15 protein-coding genes are annotated in these 17,727 nt (G+C 52.8%); 9 read left to right on the top strand and 6 right to left on the bottom strand.

Going from position 1 to position 17,727, the window contains the following annotated elements:
* Window positions 1-73: 73 nt before the first annotated feature.
* Both FHS19_RS30775 and FHS19_RS30780 read left to right on the top strand, forming a co-directional pair.
* Window positions 74-2,320: an ATP-binding cassette domain-containing protein gene (locus FHS19_RS30775; protein ID WP_204797563.1), complete on the top strand. Its 2,247-nt coding sequence runs from the start codon at window positions 74-76 to the stop codon at window positions 2,318-2,320.
* A gap of 551 nt (window positions 2,321-2,871) precedes the next feature.
* Complete coding sequence (locus tag FHS19_RS30780; RefSeq protein WP_183586619.1) at window positions 2,872-4,215, top strand: hemolysin family protein; 1,344 nt, start codon at window positions 2,872-2,874, stop codon at window positions 4,213-4,215.
* 97 nt (window positions 4,216-4,312) lie between these two features.
* On the opposite strand, the gene FHS19_RS30785 is transcribed toward FHS19_RS30780, so the two are convergent.
* A complete protein-coding gene (locus FHS19_RS30785) occupies window positions 4,313-5,152 on the bottom strand; it encodes a helix-turn-helix transcriptional regulator (protein WP_183586621.1) in 840 nt (279 codons plus the stop codon).
* A 170-nt stretch (window positions 5,153-5,322) separates the two neighbouring features.
* Between FHS19_RS30785 and FHS19_RS30790 the strand changes: the two genes are divergently transcribed.
* The 6 genes from FHS19_RS30790 to FHS19_RS30815 all read left to right on the top strand — a co-directional run bounded on the left by FHS19_RS30790 (window position 5,323) and on the right by FHS19_RS30815 (window position 11,340).
* Entirely contained in the window at window positions 5,323-6,264 is a 942-nt protein-coding gene (locus FHS19_RS30790) for an NAD-dependent epimerase/dehydratase family protein (protein WP_183586623.1), read from the top strand.
* A gap of 45 nt (window positions 6,265-6,309) precedes the next feature.
* Window positions 6,310-7,155 carry an NAD-dependent epimerase/dehydratase family protein gene (locus FHS19_RS30795; RefSeq protein WP_183586625.1) on the top strand — a complete coding sequence of 282 codons (846 nt, stop codon included), beginning with the start codon at window positions 6,310-6,312 and terminating at the stop codon, window positions 7,153-7,155.
* A 185-nt stretch (window positions 7,156-7,340) separates the two neighbouring features.
* The gene (locus FHS19_RS30800) at window positions 7,341-8,195 is read left to right on the top strand and encodes a MurR/RpiR family transcriptional regulator (RefSeq protein ID WP_183587026.1); all 855 of its coding nucleotides are present in this window, start codon (window positions 7,341-7,343) and stop codon (window positions 8,193-8,195) included.
* Window positions 8,196-8,219: 24 nt separating this feature from the next.
* Window positions 8,220-8,735: a mismatch-specific DNA-glycosylase gene (locus FHS19_RS30805; protein WP_183586627.1), complete on the top strand. Its 516-nt coding sequence runs from the start codon at window positions 8,220-8,222 to the stop codon at window positions 8,733-8,735.
* Window positions 8,736-9,364: 629 nt separating this feature from the next.
* Window positions 9,365-10,537, top strand: a complete 1,173-nt coding sequence (locus FHS19_RS30810; protein ID WP_183586629.1) for a response regulator — start codon at window positions 9,365-9,367, stop codon at window positions 10,535-10,537.
* 512 nt (window positions 10,538-11,049) lie between these two features.
* On the top strand, window positions 11,050-11,340 hold the full coding sequence (locus FHS19_RS30815; protein ID WP_183586631.1) for a hypothetical protein: 291 nt from the start codon (window positions 11,050-11,052) through the stop codon (window positions 11,338-11,340).
* Window positions 11,341-11,409: 69 nt separating this feature from the next.
* Here FHS19_RS30815 and FHS19_RS30820 read toward each other — a convergent pair whose 3' ends face one another.
* From FHS19_RS30820 to qoxA, 5 genes are all read right to left on the bottom strand, one after another.
* Window positions 11,410-12,528 (bottom strand): acyltransferase, encoded by a 1,119-nt coding sequence (locus FHS19_RS30820; protein WP_183586633.1) that lies wholly within the window; start codon window positions 12,526-12,528, stop codon window positions 11,410-11,412.
* A 191-nt stretch (window positions 12,529-12,719) separates the two neighbouring features.
* A complete protein-coding gene (gene qoxD, locus FHS19_RS30825) occupies window positions 12,720-13,001 on the bottom strand; it encodes a cytochrome aa3 quinol oxidase subunit IV (RefSeq protein WP_076173618.1) in 282 nt (93 codons plus the stop codon).
* Between the two features lies 1 nt (window position 13,002).
* On the bottom strand, window positions 13,003-13,599 hold the full coding sequence (qoxC, locus tag FHS19_RS30830; RefSeq protein WP_183586635.1) for a cytochrome aa3 quinol oxidase subunit III: 597 nt from the start codon (window positions 13,597-13,599) through the stop codon (window positions 13,003-13,005).
* Window positions 13,596-15,542 carry a cytochrome aa3 quinol oxidase subunit I gene (gene qoxB / locus FHS19_RS30835; protein ID WP_183586637.1) on the bottom strand — a complete coding sequence of 649 codons (1,947 nt, stop codon included), beginning with the start codon at window positions 15,540-15,542 and terminating at the stop codon, window positions 13,596-13,598. Before qoxB ends, qoxC begins: the two co-directional genes overlap by 4 nt.
* 27 nt (window positions 15,543-15,569) lie before the next feature.
* Window positions 15,570-16,520 carry a cytochrome aa3 quinol oxidase subunit II gene (gene qoxA, locus FHS19_RS30840; protein WP_376772003.1) on the bottom strand — a complete coding sequence of 317 codons (951 nt, stop codon included), beginning with the start codon at window positions 16,518-16,520 and terminating at the stop codon, window positions 15,570-15,572.
* A 424-nt stretch (window positions 16,521-16,944) separates the two neighbouring features.
* Here qoxA and FHS19_RS30845 point away from each other — a divergent pair, with 424 nt between their 5' ends.
* Window positions 16,945-17,667, top strand: a complete 723-nt coding sequence (locus FHS19_RS30845) for an HAD family hydrolase (protein WP_183586639.1) — start codon at window positions 16,945-16,947, stop codon at window positions 17,665-17,667.
* The last annotated feature ends 60 nt before the right edge of the window (window positions 17,668-17,727 follow it).

Below are 17,727 nucleotides of genomic sequence, written 5' to 3' on the forward strand. Positions count from 1 at the left end.
TAACCATGACAGTTTCTGGCATGGTTTTAGCATAAACTATTTTATACAAATCGCAAGAGGAGGCATCCACATGATCAAAGAAGATGATATTCGCGTCGTCGGCGGAAGAGAAAAAAATCTGAAGGGAATTCATGTGACGATCCCCAAAAAGCAAATTACGGTCTTTGTAGGCGTATCCGGCTCCGGCAAATCGGCGCTTGTCTTCGATACGATCGCAGCGGAATCGCAGCGGCAATTCAACGAATCGTACTCCAGCTTCATTCGCAACCGGCTCCCTCATTACGGGCAGCCGGAGGTGGATGCCATTGAGCATTTACCGGCGGTTATTGTCATGAATCAAAAAAGGATCGGCGGGAATGCGAGATCTACCGTGGGCACGGTTACGGATATTTACGCGCTGCTGCGGCTGTTGTTTTCCCGGATCGGAACTCCTTTCGTTGGGTATTCCGACGTGTTTTCCTTTAACAACCCTCAAGGCATGTGTCCGGACTGTGAAGGCTTGGGGAAAGTGAAAGACATCAACGTCGACCGGTTGATCGATAGGGAAAAATCACTTAACGAGGGGGCTATTCTGTTCCCAACATTCATGCCCGGCGACGTCAGGTGGAAAAGGTATGTCTGCACCGGCCTGTTCGATAACGACAAAAAGCTGAAGGATTATACGGATGAGGAGATGGACACGCTGCTCCATCAAAGCGGGTTCAAGCCGCCAAGTCCAACGGAGGGGTGGCCGCCGACGTCTCTCTATGAAGGGGTCATTCCGCGCATAAAACGTACGTTTCTATATAAAGATTCGAGAGATGCTAAAAGATATAGAGAGGCGATCGACCGCATCGTGAGCGAGAAGCTGTGCGCTTCATGCCGCGGCGGCCGTCTGAACCCGCGCGTGTTGTCCTGCAAAATTAACGGAAAGAGCATTGCCGATTGCGCGGCTATGCAAGTCAGCGAGCTTATCGGGTTTATACGTTCCATCCGCGAGCCCGAAGTACAGACGGTGACGGACGCGATCGTAAAGCGCCTGGAAAATTTGCTGGCGGTTGGCCTTGGGTATTTAAGCATGAGTCGCGAAACGCCCAGCTTGTCGGGCGGTGAATCGCAGCGGATCAAGATGGTGCGTCAGCTCGGCAGCAGCTTATCCGATTTGCTGTATATTTTTGACGAACCCAGCATTGGGCTTCATCCGCATGATGTCCACACCATCAACCAATTGCTTAAGCAGCTGCGGGATAAAGGCAACACCGTCCTGATTGTAGAGCATGATCCGGATGTGATCCAGATCGCCGATTACATTGTGGAGATGGGGCCGCGCGCCGGAACCCGCGGTGGAGAGGTTGTATTCCAGGGGAGCTTTCACCAACTGCTGTCGTCCCCAACATTAACCGCCAAGTACTTAAATCGTAACCTCGCTTTCAAAATGGAGATCAGGAAGCCCAGCGGCTGGCTCGCCATCGAGCATGCGACTATGAATAATCTCAAAGATATCAGCGTTCAAATTCCGGCCGGCGTGATGACCGTTGTTACCGGAGTGGCGGGATCCGGGAAAAGCACGCTGATCCGTCAAGTTCTTCCGAGGTACTATCCCGAGGCGATTTTCATTGACCAGGGAGCGATCCACGCCTCCAACCGGTCCAATCTGGCCACCTATACGGACATCTTCGACACAATCCGGACTTTGTTCGCCAAGGAAAATCGCGTCAACGCTTCGCTGTTCAGCTTCAACTCCGAAGGGGCTTGTCCCCACTGCAAGGGCTTGGGGATCATATCGACCGATCTCGCGTTTATGGATACGGTCTCCAGCATCTGCGAAGCATGCGAGGGAAAGCGTTATACAAAACAGGTTCTGTCCTATCGTTTCCGCGGGAAAAGCATCAGCGACGTCCTGGCGATGACCGTGGAGGATGCGCTCAACGTATTTCATGAAAAGGAAATTGAAACGCCGCTCAAAAGATTAAAGGAAGTAGGTCTCGGCTATTTATCCTTGGGACAACCTCTGAGTACGTTGTCGGGCGGCGAATTGCAGCGGGCCAAGCTGGCCGCAGAGCTGGAAGGAGAGGGGACCCTGTATGTTCTGGACGAGCCGACCACCGGACTGCATATGTCTGACGTCGAGCTCCTGATCGGCCTCATGAACCGCCTCGTTGAGCGGGGCAGCACCTTGATCGTGATCGAGCACAATTTGCAGGTGATCCGTCAGGCCGACTGGATGATCGATCTCGGTCCCGGGGCCGGTGAAGAAGGCGGCCAGGTGATGTTTGAAGGCATACCGAAAGATAGCATCGATTGCAGCGCCTCGATCACTGGAAGATATTTAAGGCTTTAGCGGGGATGTTTGGTTCAAGGGATGCAGGGTTCAAATGTGCCGAAGGAAATTCACAGTTAAAGGAGGACCCGACGATTCTATGAATCGTCGGGATTTTTTTTGGTCTGAGAAAATGTAGGCTTCAGAAGATACGGGCTTCCTCATGTCGTAAAAGAATTTTCGATAAAACGCGGCCTGGCTTCTTACAAGGATGCTGATGAAACTTTCTTAGGTCTGTTACTCCTGCAACAGCTGCACCTGGAGGAAAAGGGGATTGAGGCGTAAAGTTTACGTGCCGCCTTTGAATTCGTGTTGTGACCACCAATTAAAATCCCAAACAACATGAATTCAACAGCGGCTGAAGCCCAATGCCCGTTCCTCCCGCGCGCGAAAAGTCGAAGTAACGGCCCGCTCTTCCCACGGGTTCTCCGAACCCGCCCATCCGAATCCATGCGTTCCCCCTGAAAATTGGGTAAATACATTCCAAGAGATTTTTCATCCGTTGAACATAAAGGAGGTGCTCCTTATCCTGGCCGCTCACCGCCGCCCGAGGCGCAGGGTAAGGAAATGCTGTGGAAATTGTGAAAATTATATTCGTTGTTCTGCTCATCGCATTGACCGCGTTCTTCGTCGCCTCCGAATATTCGGTGATCCGGGTCCGAGTGTCCCGCATTAATCAATTGGTGACCGAAGGCAATAAAAACGCCCGTGCGGTCAAACATATCATTTCCCGCCTGGACGAGTTTCTGTCCGCCTGCCAGCTCGGAACGACGCTGACCTCGATGGCTCTCGGCTGGCTGGGGGAATCCACCGTGGAGCGGCTGATCCATCCGCTGTTTGAGCTCATGCATACACCCGAGTCGGTGGAGAGCATCGTGTCGTTCATTATCGCCTTTTTGATCCTGACCTACTTTGAGGTGGTGATCGGGGAGCTCGTGCCGAAAAGCTTTGCGATCCAGATCGCTGAACCGATGGCATTGTTTTTTGCCCGTCCGCTGATCGTTTTTTACAAAATCACGTATCCCTTCAACTGGGTTCTGAGCCGTTCCTCGCGCTTCATTACCGGCATCTTCGGGGTTAAGCCCATATCGGAGGAAGATGCTGCGTTAAGCGAAGCAGAGCTCCGTTTTGCGCTCACCGAGGGGTACCGCAGCGGCGAAATTACGCCAACCGAGTACCGCTACCTGAACAACGTCTTTGATTTCGACGAGCGGGATGCACGGGAAATCATGGTGCCGCGGACTTCCATCCGTTACGTTTCCCACGATGCGACAGTCCGGGATGTCCTGGATGTCATCGAGAGCAAAACGTTCAATTACCTGCCGGTTGCGGTAGATGGCGATAAGGACCGTGTAACCGGGATTATCCACGTTAAGGAAATGCTGCATCAGGTCGTCCGGCGTGTAACCGGCGAAGACGAGAAGATCACGCCTTTTATCCGCCCGGTTCTGCAGGTCATTGAGACCGTTCAGGCGAGAGATCTGCTGGCCCAGATGCAAAAAGCGGGTATCCATATGGCGGTGCTGATGGACGAGTACGGGGGTACGTCGGGTCTGGTCACGATGGAGGATATTCTGGAGGAAATCGTCGGAGATATTCCTTCGGGCTCCGGCGGCCCGCAGCCAGCGGGATCCGGCCTGATCACGAAGCTGGAGGACAACCGCTACCGCTTTCAGCCGCAAGCCCTCATCCATGACGTGAACAAAAAGCTGGGGACCAATATCCCGGCGGGGGACGAAGTGTACACGATCGGCGGCTGGCTGTTGTCCGAAAAGTTCGATCTTGCCGAAGGGGACGTCATCCGGCAGGACGACTGCGAATTTGCCATCCGGCGCATGGAAGGTCCGCTGATCCGGGAGATCGAGGTCGTTAAACACGAACCCGAGCCGGAGCTGCCGGAAGCAGGGGAGGACTAACGGTTTGAGTTTTGGAGTTTGATGCAGAGGTGAGCATGGGAGTGACGAAGACAAACGAAAGAGGGCCTTCCGGGACAGCCGGAGGCCTTTTCTTGCTCTAAAAACCCTCATTCACTTTCCGCACCATCTCCCCCAGCCGCTCATACGTCGCCGGACTTGCCGAATACACCATCAGCTGAAGATCCGGGCTTCCCGAAGGCTGGAGATTAATATATTCGAATTCCAGCGGGCCGATCCCCGCGATCTCCCACCGTTTATAACAATCCGACGCCTGACTGATGTCCTGGCGGCCCCAGTAGAACCGAAACGGTTCACTCGTTTCCAGCAGCTCCTGAATAAGCGCCTGCACATCGGGATCTCCTGGGTAGCGGGCACAATCCGCCCGGAACCTTGCAATCATGACCTGCACTTTCTCGTCCCGCTCCGTGTCGTTCATGCGCAAAATGGATTCAGTCAGGAAGCGTATCAGCCAGTTCGGCCGAGCGGCATGGTCCGTGAACGCGGGTAGATCGAATACGAGCTCGGCGGCGCGGTTCCATACGAGCAGATCCCATTTTCGGTCTATGACCAGCGCCGGATTCGGGTCTAGGGACCGGACTGTTCTCTCCAGCCCGGCAGGCAGTAACGGTGTTTCATTCCTTCCCGCGGAATCCTGCGCTTTGACAAGTCGATACAGATACTGCCGCTCATATTCATTCAGCTTCAATGCCCGGGCCAGGCTGTCCAGCACCTGGTCGGACGGATTCGTCTGCCGGCCCTGCTCGAGCGCGGTATACCACGAAATACCGATATGCGCGAGCTGAGCCACTTCTTCACGGCGGAGTCCCGGGGTCCGGCGCCTGCCCTGCGAGGGTAAGCCCACATCCGATGGATGCAGCTGTTCCCGGCGTGCGCGCAAAAACGCGCCCAATGTGAATCCGGCCGATGCTTCATTCATGTGGCAAAACCTCCTTATCCTGACACTGCCAATGGTACGTTACGCACAGGAGGGCAGCGCTTTTTCGAATGATTCATAATGTTGGAGAACGACCTTCCGGATGCCTAGTTGGATGTATCGACCCGGGATAGGGCCCGGCGGCGTTACGACTGTAAGGAGGAATCGAGCGTATGATCATGATTACCGGAGGGATGGGCTTCATCGGCCTCCATGCGGCTCGCGCGCTCCTTGATCTCGGCGAAGACGTTATCATTACCCGTTATCGAGAGGACCGGCTGCCGTCTTTTCTTGCCCCTTACTTGAACAAAAGGCTGTTTATCGAAACGGTGGACGTGCTTCAAGCGGAATCCCTGCTGGGAGCAGGAAAAAAGCACGCGGTCACCGGGCTTATGCATCTGGCGTCCCCGCGTATGAATGTGCCGGCCGCTGATGGGATGCAGCAAACCTTACAAAGCCTGCTCCATGTCCTGGATGCCGGCAGCCGGTTAAAGGTGAGACGTGTCGTCCTTGCCAGTTCCATCGCGGTGTATGCAGGAGTGGAGATGCCGCTGTGGCGGGAGGACGACGCTTTGCCGGTACAGGCTCCCTATCCGATGACGGCTTACAAAAAAGTGACGGAGACGATAGGCGATTTTTATTCCCGGCAAACCGGACTAGAGGTGGTCAGCGCTCGCTTTTCCGCCTTTGGCCCACTGGCCCGCGGACTGTACTTCCTGCCGGCCCAGGCCGTCCATGCGGTCGTTAATGGCCAACCGCTGTCGTCTTATTTACGGGGCGGGCTGCTCCCCTGTGAAGAAGAAGGCATGGATGTTGCCTATGTCACGGATACGGCTGAGGCGTTGGCCCGGCTGCAGACGGCCCCATCTCTGGCTCATTCCGTCTATAACATCGGAACAGGGCGGGTAGTCACCTACAAACAGATGGTTGAAGCTGTTCTGCGAGTCGAACCGGACGCGAAAATAGAACTGCGGCCCGGGAAGGGAGACGGACCGCAGTATCCCGCTATGGACATTTCCCGGATTCATGAGGAGCTGGGATGGCGGCCCCGATATACCCTGGACCTCGGGATTGCTGAATATGCGGCTTGGTTAAGGGATGGTAACCCTTTTTAATCCAAAAGATGTATCTATATTATAACGATGAAAAGGAGTCATGACATGAACATTTTGGTCACTGGAGCAACCGGCCGCGTTGGAAGCCGCCTGGTGCCGCGGCTGTTGGATCAAGGCTATTCCGTCAGTGTACTGGTCCGTAACCCGGAGCATACCCGGGACCTTCAGCGCCTGGGCGCTGAAATCATGATCGGCGATCTGCTGCAACCGCAAACTTTACAGGAGGCGGCCGCTCACAAAGACGCGATTGTCCATCTTGCGGCTGCATTTCGCGGCGTTGCCCCCGAGGTATCCCATGCCGTGAATATGGACGGGACGATCGCTTTAGCCGATGCGGCACTGGCTGAAGGCGTCCCGCGCTTCATTTATGCGAGTACCAATTTGGTGTACGGCCCCGGGACGGACGAACGGTATTTTAATGAAGAAGATCTTCCTGTTCCCATCAGTCCCTATCCGATCGCAAAAGCCGCCGCTGAACGCGAATTGCTGAATCTTTACCGCAGCCGGGGGCTGGGACTGTGCATACTTCGCCTGGCTTTTGTCTATGGAGACGGGGATCCTCACCTGGAGGAAGGGGTGCTGAAGTTCCGGCAGTGGCATCCGGCCCAGCGCATTCATTTGGTACATCAGGCGGATGTGGCGCAGGCTGTCATGTTGGGGATCGAATCTCCCCGGGCAAAGGGGCAGATTTTTAATGTGGCGGATGATCAGCCGGTCTCCGCGGCAGAAATCTTGAGCATGTACAACGAGACGATGCCGGACGATGCAGTCAGCCGGACTGTGGATCCTTCATGGCTGCAGCTTGTCGATACGGCCAAAATCCGTGAGCAGCTGGAGTTCAGGCCCAATTACCCTTCACTGTACCGTGCGCTGAATGAAGGGGCCCTTTAGTTCATGCCTCCATCCATCAGCCCCCCTTCGCTTGCAATCCTCTTTTTTTGCCTATACAATAAAATTGTATTGTTGTTGGAGAAATTAACCTCCATTCTTTATAATTAGGGAAATTATCTCCTAAAAGGATGCGGGTGGTTCACCGCGAACCGGCTTAAAAGAGGAAGGGGAAGATACAAGTGTCCATGGTGCAGGAAATGGGAAAGACCCTGCTGAGCATCCGCAGCCATCTGAACGGACTGACGAAAACCGAGCAGAAGGTGGCCCAGTACATTTTGGAGCATGCCCAGGATATTATCTATGAATCGGTGACAGAGCTTGCCGAGAAGGCGGATGTTGGGGAAACGACGGTGCTCCGCTTCTGCCGCAAGCTGAAGTTTCAAGGCTTCCAGGACTTCAAGCTGTCTTTGGCGCAGGATTTGGTGAAGCCGACGGACCATATTCATAAAGAGATTTCCGAGGATGACGACGCGGTCACGCTCAGCCAGAAAATCATCGGCACGCATATCCAGACCCTTGACCAGACGCGTGAGCTGATCCATGGGGAGCAGCTGAGCAAGGCGATTGAGTGCCTACTAAGCGCTTCGTCCATCCACTTCTTCGGGGTGGGGTCCTCGGGGCTGACGGCGATGCAGGGGGCTCACAGCTTTGCCCGGATCGGCAAGCGGAGTATGGCGGTCGCGGATACCCATTTTCAGGCGATGGGCGCTTCGCTAATGACGAGCAGCGACGTGGCCGTCGGCTTGTCTATCTCGGGCAGCACCAAGGATACGATCGACAATTTGAATTTGGCGAAAAAGGCGGGTGCCCGCATTATTGCCATTACGAGCAACGCCCGTTCCCCGATTACGAAGGTGGCGGACATCGTGTTGATTATGGTGGGCCGGGAGAATCCGCTTCAGGGAAGCTCTTTGTCGGCGAAAATGTCGCAGCTGGCCGTTATCGATATGCTGAACGTGGCCGTATCTTTGCGAATGAAGGATGATGCGCTGAAGTACCGGGAAATTACGGCCAAAGCGACATCCGATAAATTGTACTAACCGGAAATAAAGGAGGGGATGAGGATGTCCGAGGTACCGGATCATCTCGATGATGGCTTGTCCATCCTGTTTATCGGCTTTAATCCCAGCCTGCGGTCCGGAGAAACCGGGCACCATTACGCCAACCCGCGGAACAATTTCTACCGTATTCTGCACCGCTCGGGGCTGACGCCGAGACTGTACGATGCTTCGGAGGACCAGGATCTCCTGAAGCTCGGCTACGGTTTCACGAATATTGTGGCAAGACCGACCCGGGGTGTTGATGATATTGAGCGGCAGGAGTATGCGGAGGGAAGGGAGATTCTCCGGGAAAAACTGCGGCAGTACCTGCCGCGGATCGCCTGTTTTGTTGGTAAAGGCGTGTACACGGAATACAGCCGGCGCTCCAAGGTGGATTGGGGATTTCAGCCGGACCCCGTCATCCCGGAAATCCACGAGTTTGTGGCTCCCAGTTCAAGCGGACTCGTGCGGATGCCGATGGAGGAGATCGTCGGAATCTACCGCCGTCTGGCGGAATTTATAGAGAAGCAGGGATCCTGAACTTGCACCGACCCATCGGGGCAGGCGAAGCTCGCAGGAAGCCCTGCTTTTTTTTGCGTTCAAAACCTGCAGATAACGAGGCAAGTGTACATGAGGGGACTCGGATAGTTCCCACTGTCCTTTCATCTACATATAAGTAGAATAAGGTGCTGAGCATGAAGACAGCCGGCACAGCCTTTGCAGCGTGACACCTCAGATAATGGAGGATTTCCAACATGTCCAAAAGGAGCCTCACCACAAGGAGATTTACTAAAAGGAATGACGCCAAAAGAAAGCTTCGTCCGAAAAAGAGGCGCCGGCAGTCCGCAGAAGATCAGAGACTGAACCAACTCGCGTATACCTCGTCATTCATTGTCGTCATTGCTTTAATTATAAGATTGATCAATATCGCGTTCTACAGTTAAGGGTCGTTTGTCATCCATACTTCAATTCACTAATGTACTAAACGAATTGAATCGATACCGAATTAATGATACTCTCGAATTGGGTAATCGTGGAGCAGCCCTGTGAAGAGGACCTTTTTGCGGGGGCTGTTTGCGGCATCGTCGTACATGATCGGACTCTAGCAGAAAAAGCGCCTCATTAGAAAGAGACGGCATGTTCGAAATGGCCTGAAAGGAGAACGCACCTTGAAGATTATTCTTGTTGATGACGAATATCTCGCTTTGAAGAAAATGGAACGGCTCCTGCAGTCGCTGGAAGGAGTAAATCTGGAGCCGCTGTCTGTCCGAGCCTTCCAAAGTCCTCTTCAAGCGCTGGATGCAGCGGCGGAGGACGCCCCGGACCTTGCCTTTCTGGATATCGATATGCCGGAAATGACGGGATTTGAACTGGCTGACCGCCTGTTCGCCATGTATCCCGGTCTGGAGGTTGTTTTTGTAACGGCCTATCAGGAATTTGCTATAAAAGCCTTTGAGATTAACGCGCTGGACTATTTGCTTAAACCGATTCATCCCAATAGGCTGGATGTCACGATGAAACGGGTGGCTTCCTCACCGCCGGCGGATACCCCTTCGGAAGAGGGCCGACCCAGAAGCCATATGATGCTTTGCTGCCTGAAAAACCTGCATTTCCGATCCGCCGGCGGCAAGGTCCAGTCTTTTTCATGGAGAACCCTGAAAGCACCGGAGCTATTTGCGTACCTGATCTATTACCGGAATAAAACTGTAAGCAAGCAAACCCTGATCGACCTGTTATGGCCGGATTTTAACCTGAAGAGAGCGACAACCCAGCTTCACACGGCCATCTATCAAATTAGGAAAACGATTAAGACGAGCGGCATCGATTTACATATCAAGTTTCAGGATGAAGGATACCGGCTTGAATTCGGAAATGTGACGCTGGATATCGAGGATTGGGAAAAAGCCCTTCGCAGCGCTCCGCCGGTGGATCCCGAAAGCCTTCCGGAACACATCGCCATCATGGATAAGTACCCGGGGGATTTTCTGGAGGAACACGGGTACGGATGGGCAGAGCCCGAACAGGAGCGGACCCGGCTGCTCTGGTTTGACCAAGCGAAGAGAATCGCCGAATGCTGCATACACCTCGGACAGCAAGCGGAAGCCATCGGATTGTATCAGGAAATGATCCGGAAAATGCCTTACAGGGAAGAGGGGTACGAAGGATTAATGAAGCTGTATGCCTCCCTCAATCAACGGGTCGGGGTCCGCCGGCTGTACCAGCAGATGACAACGGTTTTCTTGGAAGACTACGATATGGCTCCCAGTAAGGAGATCTTAGCCTGGTTCGAGGCGTGGGAGAAGGAACGCATGCATGAGAAGGAAGAGGCCGACGTTCAATAAAGAGGGCTTAAAGGTGATCTCCCGCTGCTAAAGTAAATGGTTTGCGGGCTCTGGTTTTTTGGAAGCCATGCCCGCGGTCCCGCATAATACTTGTTCTTTTACGAGAAGCTCCTTGATTTCTGCGTTTGACATTGTGCTATATTTGAGCAACGTTTCCTTGAGAATGCGCGTAACCTCCATGGATCCACCTCAAATATTGTTATTGTCAGCCATATCTGCTTCCAAACGGATACCATCTTATCTGGAGTATATGTATGTATTGTACAGCGTAGGATTGAATCTTATCTGAATATTGCTTTGGAATGAATAATATGAGAACACGGATGCCGGAACAGGCATCCGTTTATTTTTTTGATAAGCCTAAGCCGGTTAAAAGCCGGTTTGTTTCACCCATATTCAGAATTGATCCAGTCCGTTATGGTTTAATCGGATTATCTTGGGTATCAGTATATTAATGCCTGATCCGCCGTCTCTGCCGGCGAGAAGACAAATAAGGATGATGTGGTGATCATATGAAACTATCCGACAAACAAATGGAAGCGCTGAGTATGGCGCAAAAGCATGGCGGGCAGCTTCAACGCTGGAAGCATGGCGGGTATTGGACTTATGAAAGGGAGCCGGATGACTCCCGGAACCTATCGAAACCGGGTTGGTATTGTACGACAAATACCGTTTTTGCGCTCGTTCGGCGAGGGCTTGTGAAGATGGACCACTGGGAGAGCTGCACGCTTACACCTGAACCGAAACGCGTCTTATTTGCAGGGATGGTCTGGGAAGAGAAATCCGGGAAGAAAAGCGGGTGACCACCGATTAAGATCAAACTATGGGCAGGCAGGGCAGCCGAATGGGGGCGGCACTGCTTGGGCCCAAGCTCACATCGTTCCACGCTGAGATACGCCGCGCTTATTCCGGGCCCTCCATTTCGATTCCCCGACAAGATAGACGCCGAGCGGCGTATGCATGAGGAGCCAAGTGATCAGCCAGGATGCGGCCAGCGCAGCAGCTCCGCCTGCCCAGGTGAGGAGGTGATAGGCGATTGGTCCGCTCGTCATAACAAAATGCCGCCACAAAATCAGAAAGTAAGGATGAATAAAATAAATGCCGAAGGCGCAGGAGCCGAGAGAAAACATTACTTTTTGAAGGGGGGGTCTCCCTTCCAGGATTCGAACGAGCTGTACCAAAAATACACACGCAATGCTGCAGTAGGCGTAATCCGTTATAAAGTTGATGTTGGATAGAAAAGGCTGGCGAATCCAATGGGGGCTGGCGAGCTGCAGCCATTTTTGCACGATAAAAAGCACGGCGGATCCCAGAAACAGAGCTATCCACCGGTAGTTCCATTTCGGCGTCTCGTGGGAAGGCACTCCCTTTAACCGTTCGGCCATGTAAGCCCCCAAAAAGAAATAGACGACGTAGGTCAGCACGAACGTCCCCGTTTTATGCATATGAAGCACGTAATAATTTAATAAATAGAAGGCGATCTGCAGCAGGGCCCCCACGAATATGGGATGCCGCCGGACTTGCCCGACCTTTTGAAACAACAGCGCTAGGAAAGGAAACAGCAAATAAAACTGGGCGATGATGATCATGAAATACAAATGGTCATAGCTGCCGCCAAGCGGTAAGCCCTCTAGAAACTTGCGGAGACCGTCTGAGAATGAAATATGCAGGATATACGACAGATAAGTGGAGTAATACACGGACCAGAACAAGTAAGGCAGCAGAATCCGCCTTAAGCGTTTCCAATAAAAAAGAAGCCAGTTGCTCTGAACGCCGCTGTCATTTCGGTAGAACAGGACGAGTGAACTCAAAAACAGAAACGCCGGTACGGCAAATTGTGATGCCGTATTCAGGATAAAATAGAGCGGGTACACGGTGGAATCCGTGGACAGAAAGGCTACCGGATAGGATGTCACGTGGATGGTGACCACAGCCAATATTGCAATGCCGCGCAAGAGATCCAAATAGGTGATCCTTAGTTTCTGAGCCAATAATTCGTTCGCCTCCATTGGAACGTAATCGTATTACAACGCTTGAACGAGTCAATAGTTAGATTCGATTTTGCATGAAACCATTCCTTTTTTGATCAAAAAATTAAACCGTCAAACGCAAAAAAAAGGCTTCCCTGACCCCTTAGGATCAGAGAAGCCTCTTATTTACTATCTCAAGCCAGACGAGCTTCTTACCATCCCCACAGCATCGTGAAGAGTGTACCGAAGATCGTAACCAGTCCGACGAACAACGCATACGCAATGTTAAAGTACAGCGACTTTTTGTTGTCGGTCTCGCCGATATGCATGAACAGTACGAGCTGCAGCGACGCCTGGATGAGCGCACACACGATCAGGATCCAGAGTCCGGCGGTCGGGTTCAAATCCCAGAACACAACGCCCAGTCCAACCACTGAAAGGATCAGCGAGAAGATGTATCCGATCACGTGCCGTATTGGAAATAAACGTGCCATATTACATCAGTCCTTTCATGTAGACAAAGCTGAAGATGAAGATCCAGACAACGTCAAGGAAGTGCCAGTACAGCGAGAAGATGAACGATTTGTTCGCCGTTTCATCCGTAAAGCCTTGACGGCCGACCTGAATCAGGATGCCGGCGCCCCAGAGAATACCCATTGTCACGTGGAGACCGTGGGTACCGAGCAGGACGAACAAGCTGGACAGGAACGCGCTCGTTTGCAGCGTGGCGCCTTCGTGAACGTAGTTGACAAACTCGGTGATCTCAATGCCCAGGAAGCCGAGGCCCATGAGCAGTGTAAGGACGAAGAAGACGATCATCGGCTTCTTCAGATTGAGGCGCATGGCGTGAATGCCAAGGCCGCAGGTGAAACTACTGGTCAGGAGCAGGAACGTCTCCCAGATGACGCCGTTCAGTTCGAACAGCTCTTTCCCCGTCGGGCCGCTCCCCGTCCGGTTCCACAGCGTCAAATAGACGGCGAACAGCGTGGAGAAGAGGGCGATCTCTGCCCCGAGGAAGAGCCAGAACCCGAAGATCTTGTTGCTGTTCTCCTCCGTTCTATACTCGAGTGGCAGTGAATCATTTATTTTCATACGGAATCACCCCGCAATTTCTGTTCAGTAGCGGCAATTTCCTCCGGTGGGATGTGGTAGCCGTGGTCGCGTTCGAAGGAACGGAGGGCCAGCATCACCACGACAGCAATACCTGCGATAATCGCCGGAATGAACCAGCTGAATACCAGGAAAAAGCCTAGGAAAAACATAATGAGACCGAGAATAAACGGTTGACCGCTGTTGTTAGGCATATGAATCGGTTCGTAAGGGCCTTCCTCGTAGAGAGGCACCCCGTTGACTTTTGCTTCCCACAGTGCATCCATGGATTTGACGTTAGGTACCTTGGCGAAGTTGTACACCGGCACAGGGCTTGGCGTACTCCATTCCAGCGTACGTGCATCCCATGGGTCTCCGTTCTCGTCGCGAGGGCTGTAACGGAAGCTCCAGTAGAAGTTGTAGCACAGAACGACAAAGCCGATGGCCAGGATAAAGGCACCGATCGTAGCTACCATGTTCAGCGGTCCAAAGCCGGTATCGGCCGAGTACGTGTACATCCGGCGCGTCATGCCGCTCAGTCCAAGGAAGAACAGTGGCAGGAAGGCCGTGTTGAAGCCGACGACGATAAGCCAGAAGGCGGTCTTGCCGAGCTTCTCGTTCAGACGGAAACCGAAAATTTTCGGGAACCAGAAGTACATGCCTGCCAGAACCCCGAAGACGGTACCCGGAATCAATACATAGTGGAAGTGGGCAACCAGGAACATCGTGTTATGGTACTGGTAGTCCGCGCTGGCCATCGCCAGCATGACGCCGGTTACGCCGCCGATCGTAAAGATCGGAATAAAGGCCATGGCGTACAGCATCGGTGTTGTGAACGAGATTTTACCTTTCTGCAAGGTAAAGAGCCAGTTGAATATTTTTACGCCGGTCGGTACGGCAATCGCCATCGTCGTGATGGAGAAGAAGCCGTTGACCATAACGCCCGCGCCCATCGTATAGAAGTGGTGAGCCCATACGATAAAGGACAGGAGCGAGATAACTACCATACTGGCGACCATCGATTTATAACCGTACAAATTCTTTTTCGAGAACGTGGAAATAATATCACTGAATATACCGAAGGCCGGCAAAATAACGATATATACTTCAGGGTGTCCCCATACCCAGAACAGGTTGGCCCAGAGCATATCCATGCCGCCGTTCGCCATCGTAAAGAACTGGCTGCCAAAGATGCGGTCGAACATCATCAGGGCAAGGGCAACGGTCAGAACCGGGAATGCGAACAGGATGATAACGTTCGTAATCAGGACGGACCAGGTAAACATCGGCATGCGCATCAGCTTCATGCCTGGCGCACGCATTTTCAGAATCGTTACGATAAAGTTGACACCGGTCATCAGCGTACCGATACCGGAAATCTGAAGGGCCAGAGAGTAGAAGTTGTTACCTACGGTCGGGCTGAACTCCAGGCTCGCCAGCGGGAAGTATGCGGTCCAGCCGGCATCCGGCGATCCCCCGATGACGAAGGAAATGTTGAACAGCATGGCTCCGAAGAAGAACATCCAGAAGCTGACGGCGTTCAGTCTAGGGAAAGCTACGTCGCGCGCCCCGATTTGCAGCGGAACGACAACGTTCATAAGTCCGATAACGAACGGCATCGCCATGAACAGGATCATGATAACGCCGTGCGTCGTAAAGATTTCGTTATAGTGCTGCGCATCCAGAAACTTCATTTCCGGAGCCGCGAGCTGCGTACGCATCAGCAGGGCGTCGACCCCGCCGCGGAACAGCATGATGAGTGCGGACAGGATGTACATGACCCCGATCCGCTTATGGTCAACCGTTGTGAGCCATTCGCGCCACAGATAGCCCCACTTTTTAAAATAGGTCAGGCCGATCAGGATGGCGATGGAAACGACGACGATACTGACCATGGCAGCATAGATCATCGGCTCACCGGTAACAAAAAATTCGTCCCATTTCATGCAGGTAGGTCTCCTTTCCAGTAGATGTTAGTTTCCATGTTCCATGGACCCCATATCTTCCATATGGCTCATATCCGAATGATCCATCGTTTCCGAGCCGGAATCTTTCTCCGTGCTGCCGCTGCCGTGATGTCCTTCGGACATATCCATTTCAGGCGGCGGGTTGAACCCGAGGTGCGTGGAAGAGAAGGATTCCCGTCCAACGTAGGACGTTTTCAGCAGAGCGTTAAATTTGTCCTCGGTCAATTGTGGGGCGGTTTTCTTCACGTCGTCGACCCATTTGCTGAAGTCTCCGGCGCTCATGGACTGTACCTCGAACTCCATCTGCGCATAGCCTTTACCGGAGAAGTTGGAGTTACGTCCCATGAAGGAACCCGGTGTGTCGGCCAGCAGGTGAAGCGTGTTGACCATGTCGCTCATGGCGTACTTCTGTCCGCCAAGCTGCGGCACCCAGAAGCTCGTAATCGGTCCGTAAGAATACAGGCGGAACTCGATCGGCCGGTTTGTAGGAATATTCACATAGTTCACCGTTTCAACGCCTTCTTCAGGATAACTGAAGTGCCATTTCCAGTTGGACGATGCGGCATAGATAACAAGCGGCTTCTGATCCTCGTAACCGGCAGGAACACTTTCCACCGCACTGGTCGTTTTGACCGTGACAACCGATAGAATGGCCACAATGATAACCGGAATCGCAATCCAGGTGAACTCGAGCCATTTGTTACCTTCTATATGAGGCGGGATATAATCGTCACTGGTTTTGCTTGCCCGGTATTTGGTCAGCATGATGATGTACAAGATGTAAACAACAATCAAGACGAAGGCCATCATCAGGATGGAGAAAATAATCGTGCTGGATTGCGTTTTTGCCTGCGGACCTTTCGGATCTAGCACGATGAGTGACGACGAGTCGCATCCGCTAAGCAGCAACATGATGGATACAAATAAACCAAAAAATAACCATCTTTTTTTCTTCACAGTGAGCTCCTTTCTAGCGTTACATGTAGCTGAATTGGTCTAAAAATAATGAACCTTATAGCCATAGCTTAGTAATCCGGGGGGACGAAAACAAATGCAACAAAAGTAATAAAAGTAAATCATTTACAATTATTCTGTGAACATCTTCACATGATTTATAAAAAAACCTCAAATTGTGCGAAAAATCACTGTAATCGCTGAAAATCGGGGATTTTCATTTTTGTTCAAAATTGCACAAGGCTTTGTCAATGTTGCCAGTTTCGTCACAATTGAAAGGGCTTATCATAAAGCCGTTAACCGGATTCTGCCCTGCTGAAACAAGGGCTAAGGAGCCCTGAATGCCTGCTGTATGGTACAATATGATGGCTAATGAGGGCAGCGGCCGGCATGTGATCGTGGACAGGCAGAGGGGGAGAAAATAAAAATGGGTGAACAACGAGCGGTATTTTTTGACGTGGATGATACGCTGTATGACCATCTGGAACCGCTGCGGCAGGCGCTCGATCGCTTGATATCGCCGCCGGACGGCTTTCCTTATGAACAAGTGTACCACCGGTTCCGGCATTACAGCGACTTGCTGTCGGCCCGGCATGGTCATGTGAATGATCCGGCGAATGCGGGGGATCTGGAGGACATGCGCGAGCAGCGGATTCGTTTGGCCCTTGCGGAGTTCGGCATCGATGTGGACCGGGAGCAGGCGTCTGCGATTCAGGCGGCCTATTTGGAAGGGCAGTTCGATATCCGCCTCTTTGCGGGGGCGCAGGAGCTGATCCGGGAGCTGCAGGAGAGGGGCGATGTGGTTGGTGTGATCACCAATGGCCCGAAGGAACACCAGATGAACAAAGTCCGTGCGCTCGGGCTGGACAAGCTTGTGGGACTGGACCGCGTATTCGTGTCCGGAGCAGTGGGCATCGACAAGCCGGATCCCCGGCTGTTCCGCCATGTCAATGAGGTGACGGCAACGGAGCCTGCGGCAAGCTGGTACATCGGCGACTCCTGGAACAACGATGTCATTGGTGCGCTGGGGGCGGGGTGGACATCCGTCTGGTTTAACCATCGAAAGGTCGGACCGTTCGCGACCGGACATCAGCCCCAGCATATGCTGGGGGGTTACGAGGAGCTGAGATCCGTTCTGCTGGGCGGATAGTGGGTGGTTGGCTGTTTTAATTGAAAAAAAGGGTACCTGCATCCATCGGGGATGTACAGG

This window comes from Paenibacillus rhizosphaerae, from assembly GCF_014192015.1.
GTDB lineage: Bacteria > Bacillota > Bacilli > Paenibacillales > Paenibacillaceae > Paenibacillus_AQ > Paenibacillus_AQ rhizosphaerae.

Excerpts from the sequence above, each read along its gene's own strand:
- FHS19_RS30785 (WP_183586621.1), bottom strand. The coding sequence starts at position 5,152 with ATGAATGAAGCATCGGCCGGATTCACATTGGGCGCGTTTTTGCGCGCA.
- FHS19_RS30790 (WP_183586623.1), top strand. The coding sequence starts at position 5,323 with ATGATCATGATTACCGGAGGGATGGGCTTCATCGGCCTCCATGCGGCT.
- FHS19_RS30795 (WP_183586625.1), top strand. The coding sequence starts at position 6,310 with ATGAACATTTTGGTCACTGGAGCAACCGGCCGCGTTGGAAGCCGCCTG.
- FHS19_RS30800 (WP_183587026.1), top strand. The coding sequence starts at position 7,341 with ATGGTGCAGGAAATGGGAAAGACCCTGCTGAGCATCCGCAGCCATCTG.
- FHS19_RS30805 (WP_183586627.1), top strand. The coding sequence starts at position 8,220 with ATGTCCGAGGTACCGGATCATCTCGATGATGGCTTGTCCATCCTGTTT.
- FHS19_RS30815 (WP_183586631.1), top strand. The coding sequence starts at position 11,050 with ATGAAACTATCCGACAAACAAATGGAAGCGCTGAGTATGGCGCAAAAG.
- qoxD (WP_076173618.1), bottom strand. The coding sequence starts at position 13,001 with ATGGCACGTTTATTTCCAATACGGCACGTGATCGGATACATCTTCTCG.
- qoxC (WP_183586635.1), bottom strand. The coding sequence starts at position 13,599 with ATGAAAATAAATGATTCACTGCCACTCGAGTATAGAACGGAGGAGAAC.
- qoxB (WP_183586637.1), bottom strand. The coding sequence starts at position 15,542 with ATGAAATGGGACGAATTTTTTGTTACCGGTGAGCCGATGATCTATGCT.
- FHS19_RS30845 (WP_183586639.1), top strand. The coding sequence starts at position 16,945 with ATGGGTGAACAACGAGCGGTATTTTTTGACGTGGATGATACGCTGTAT.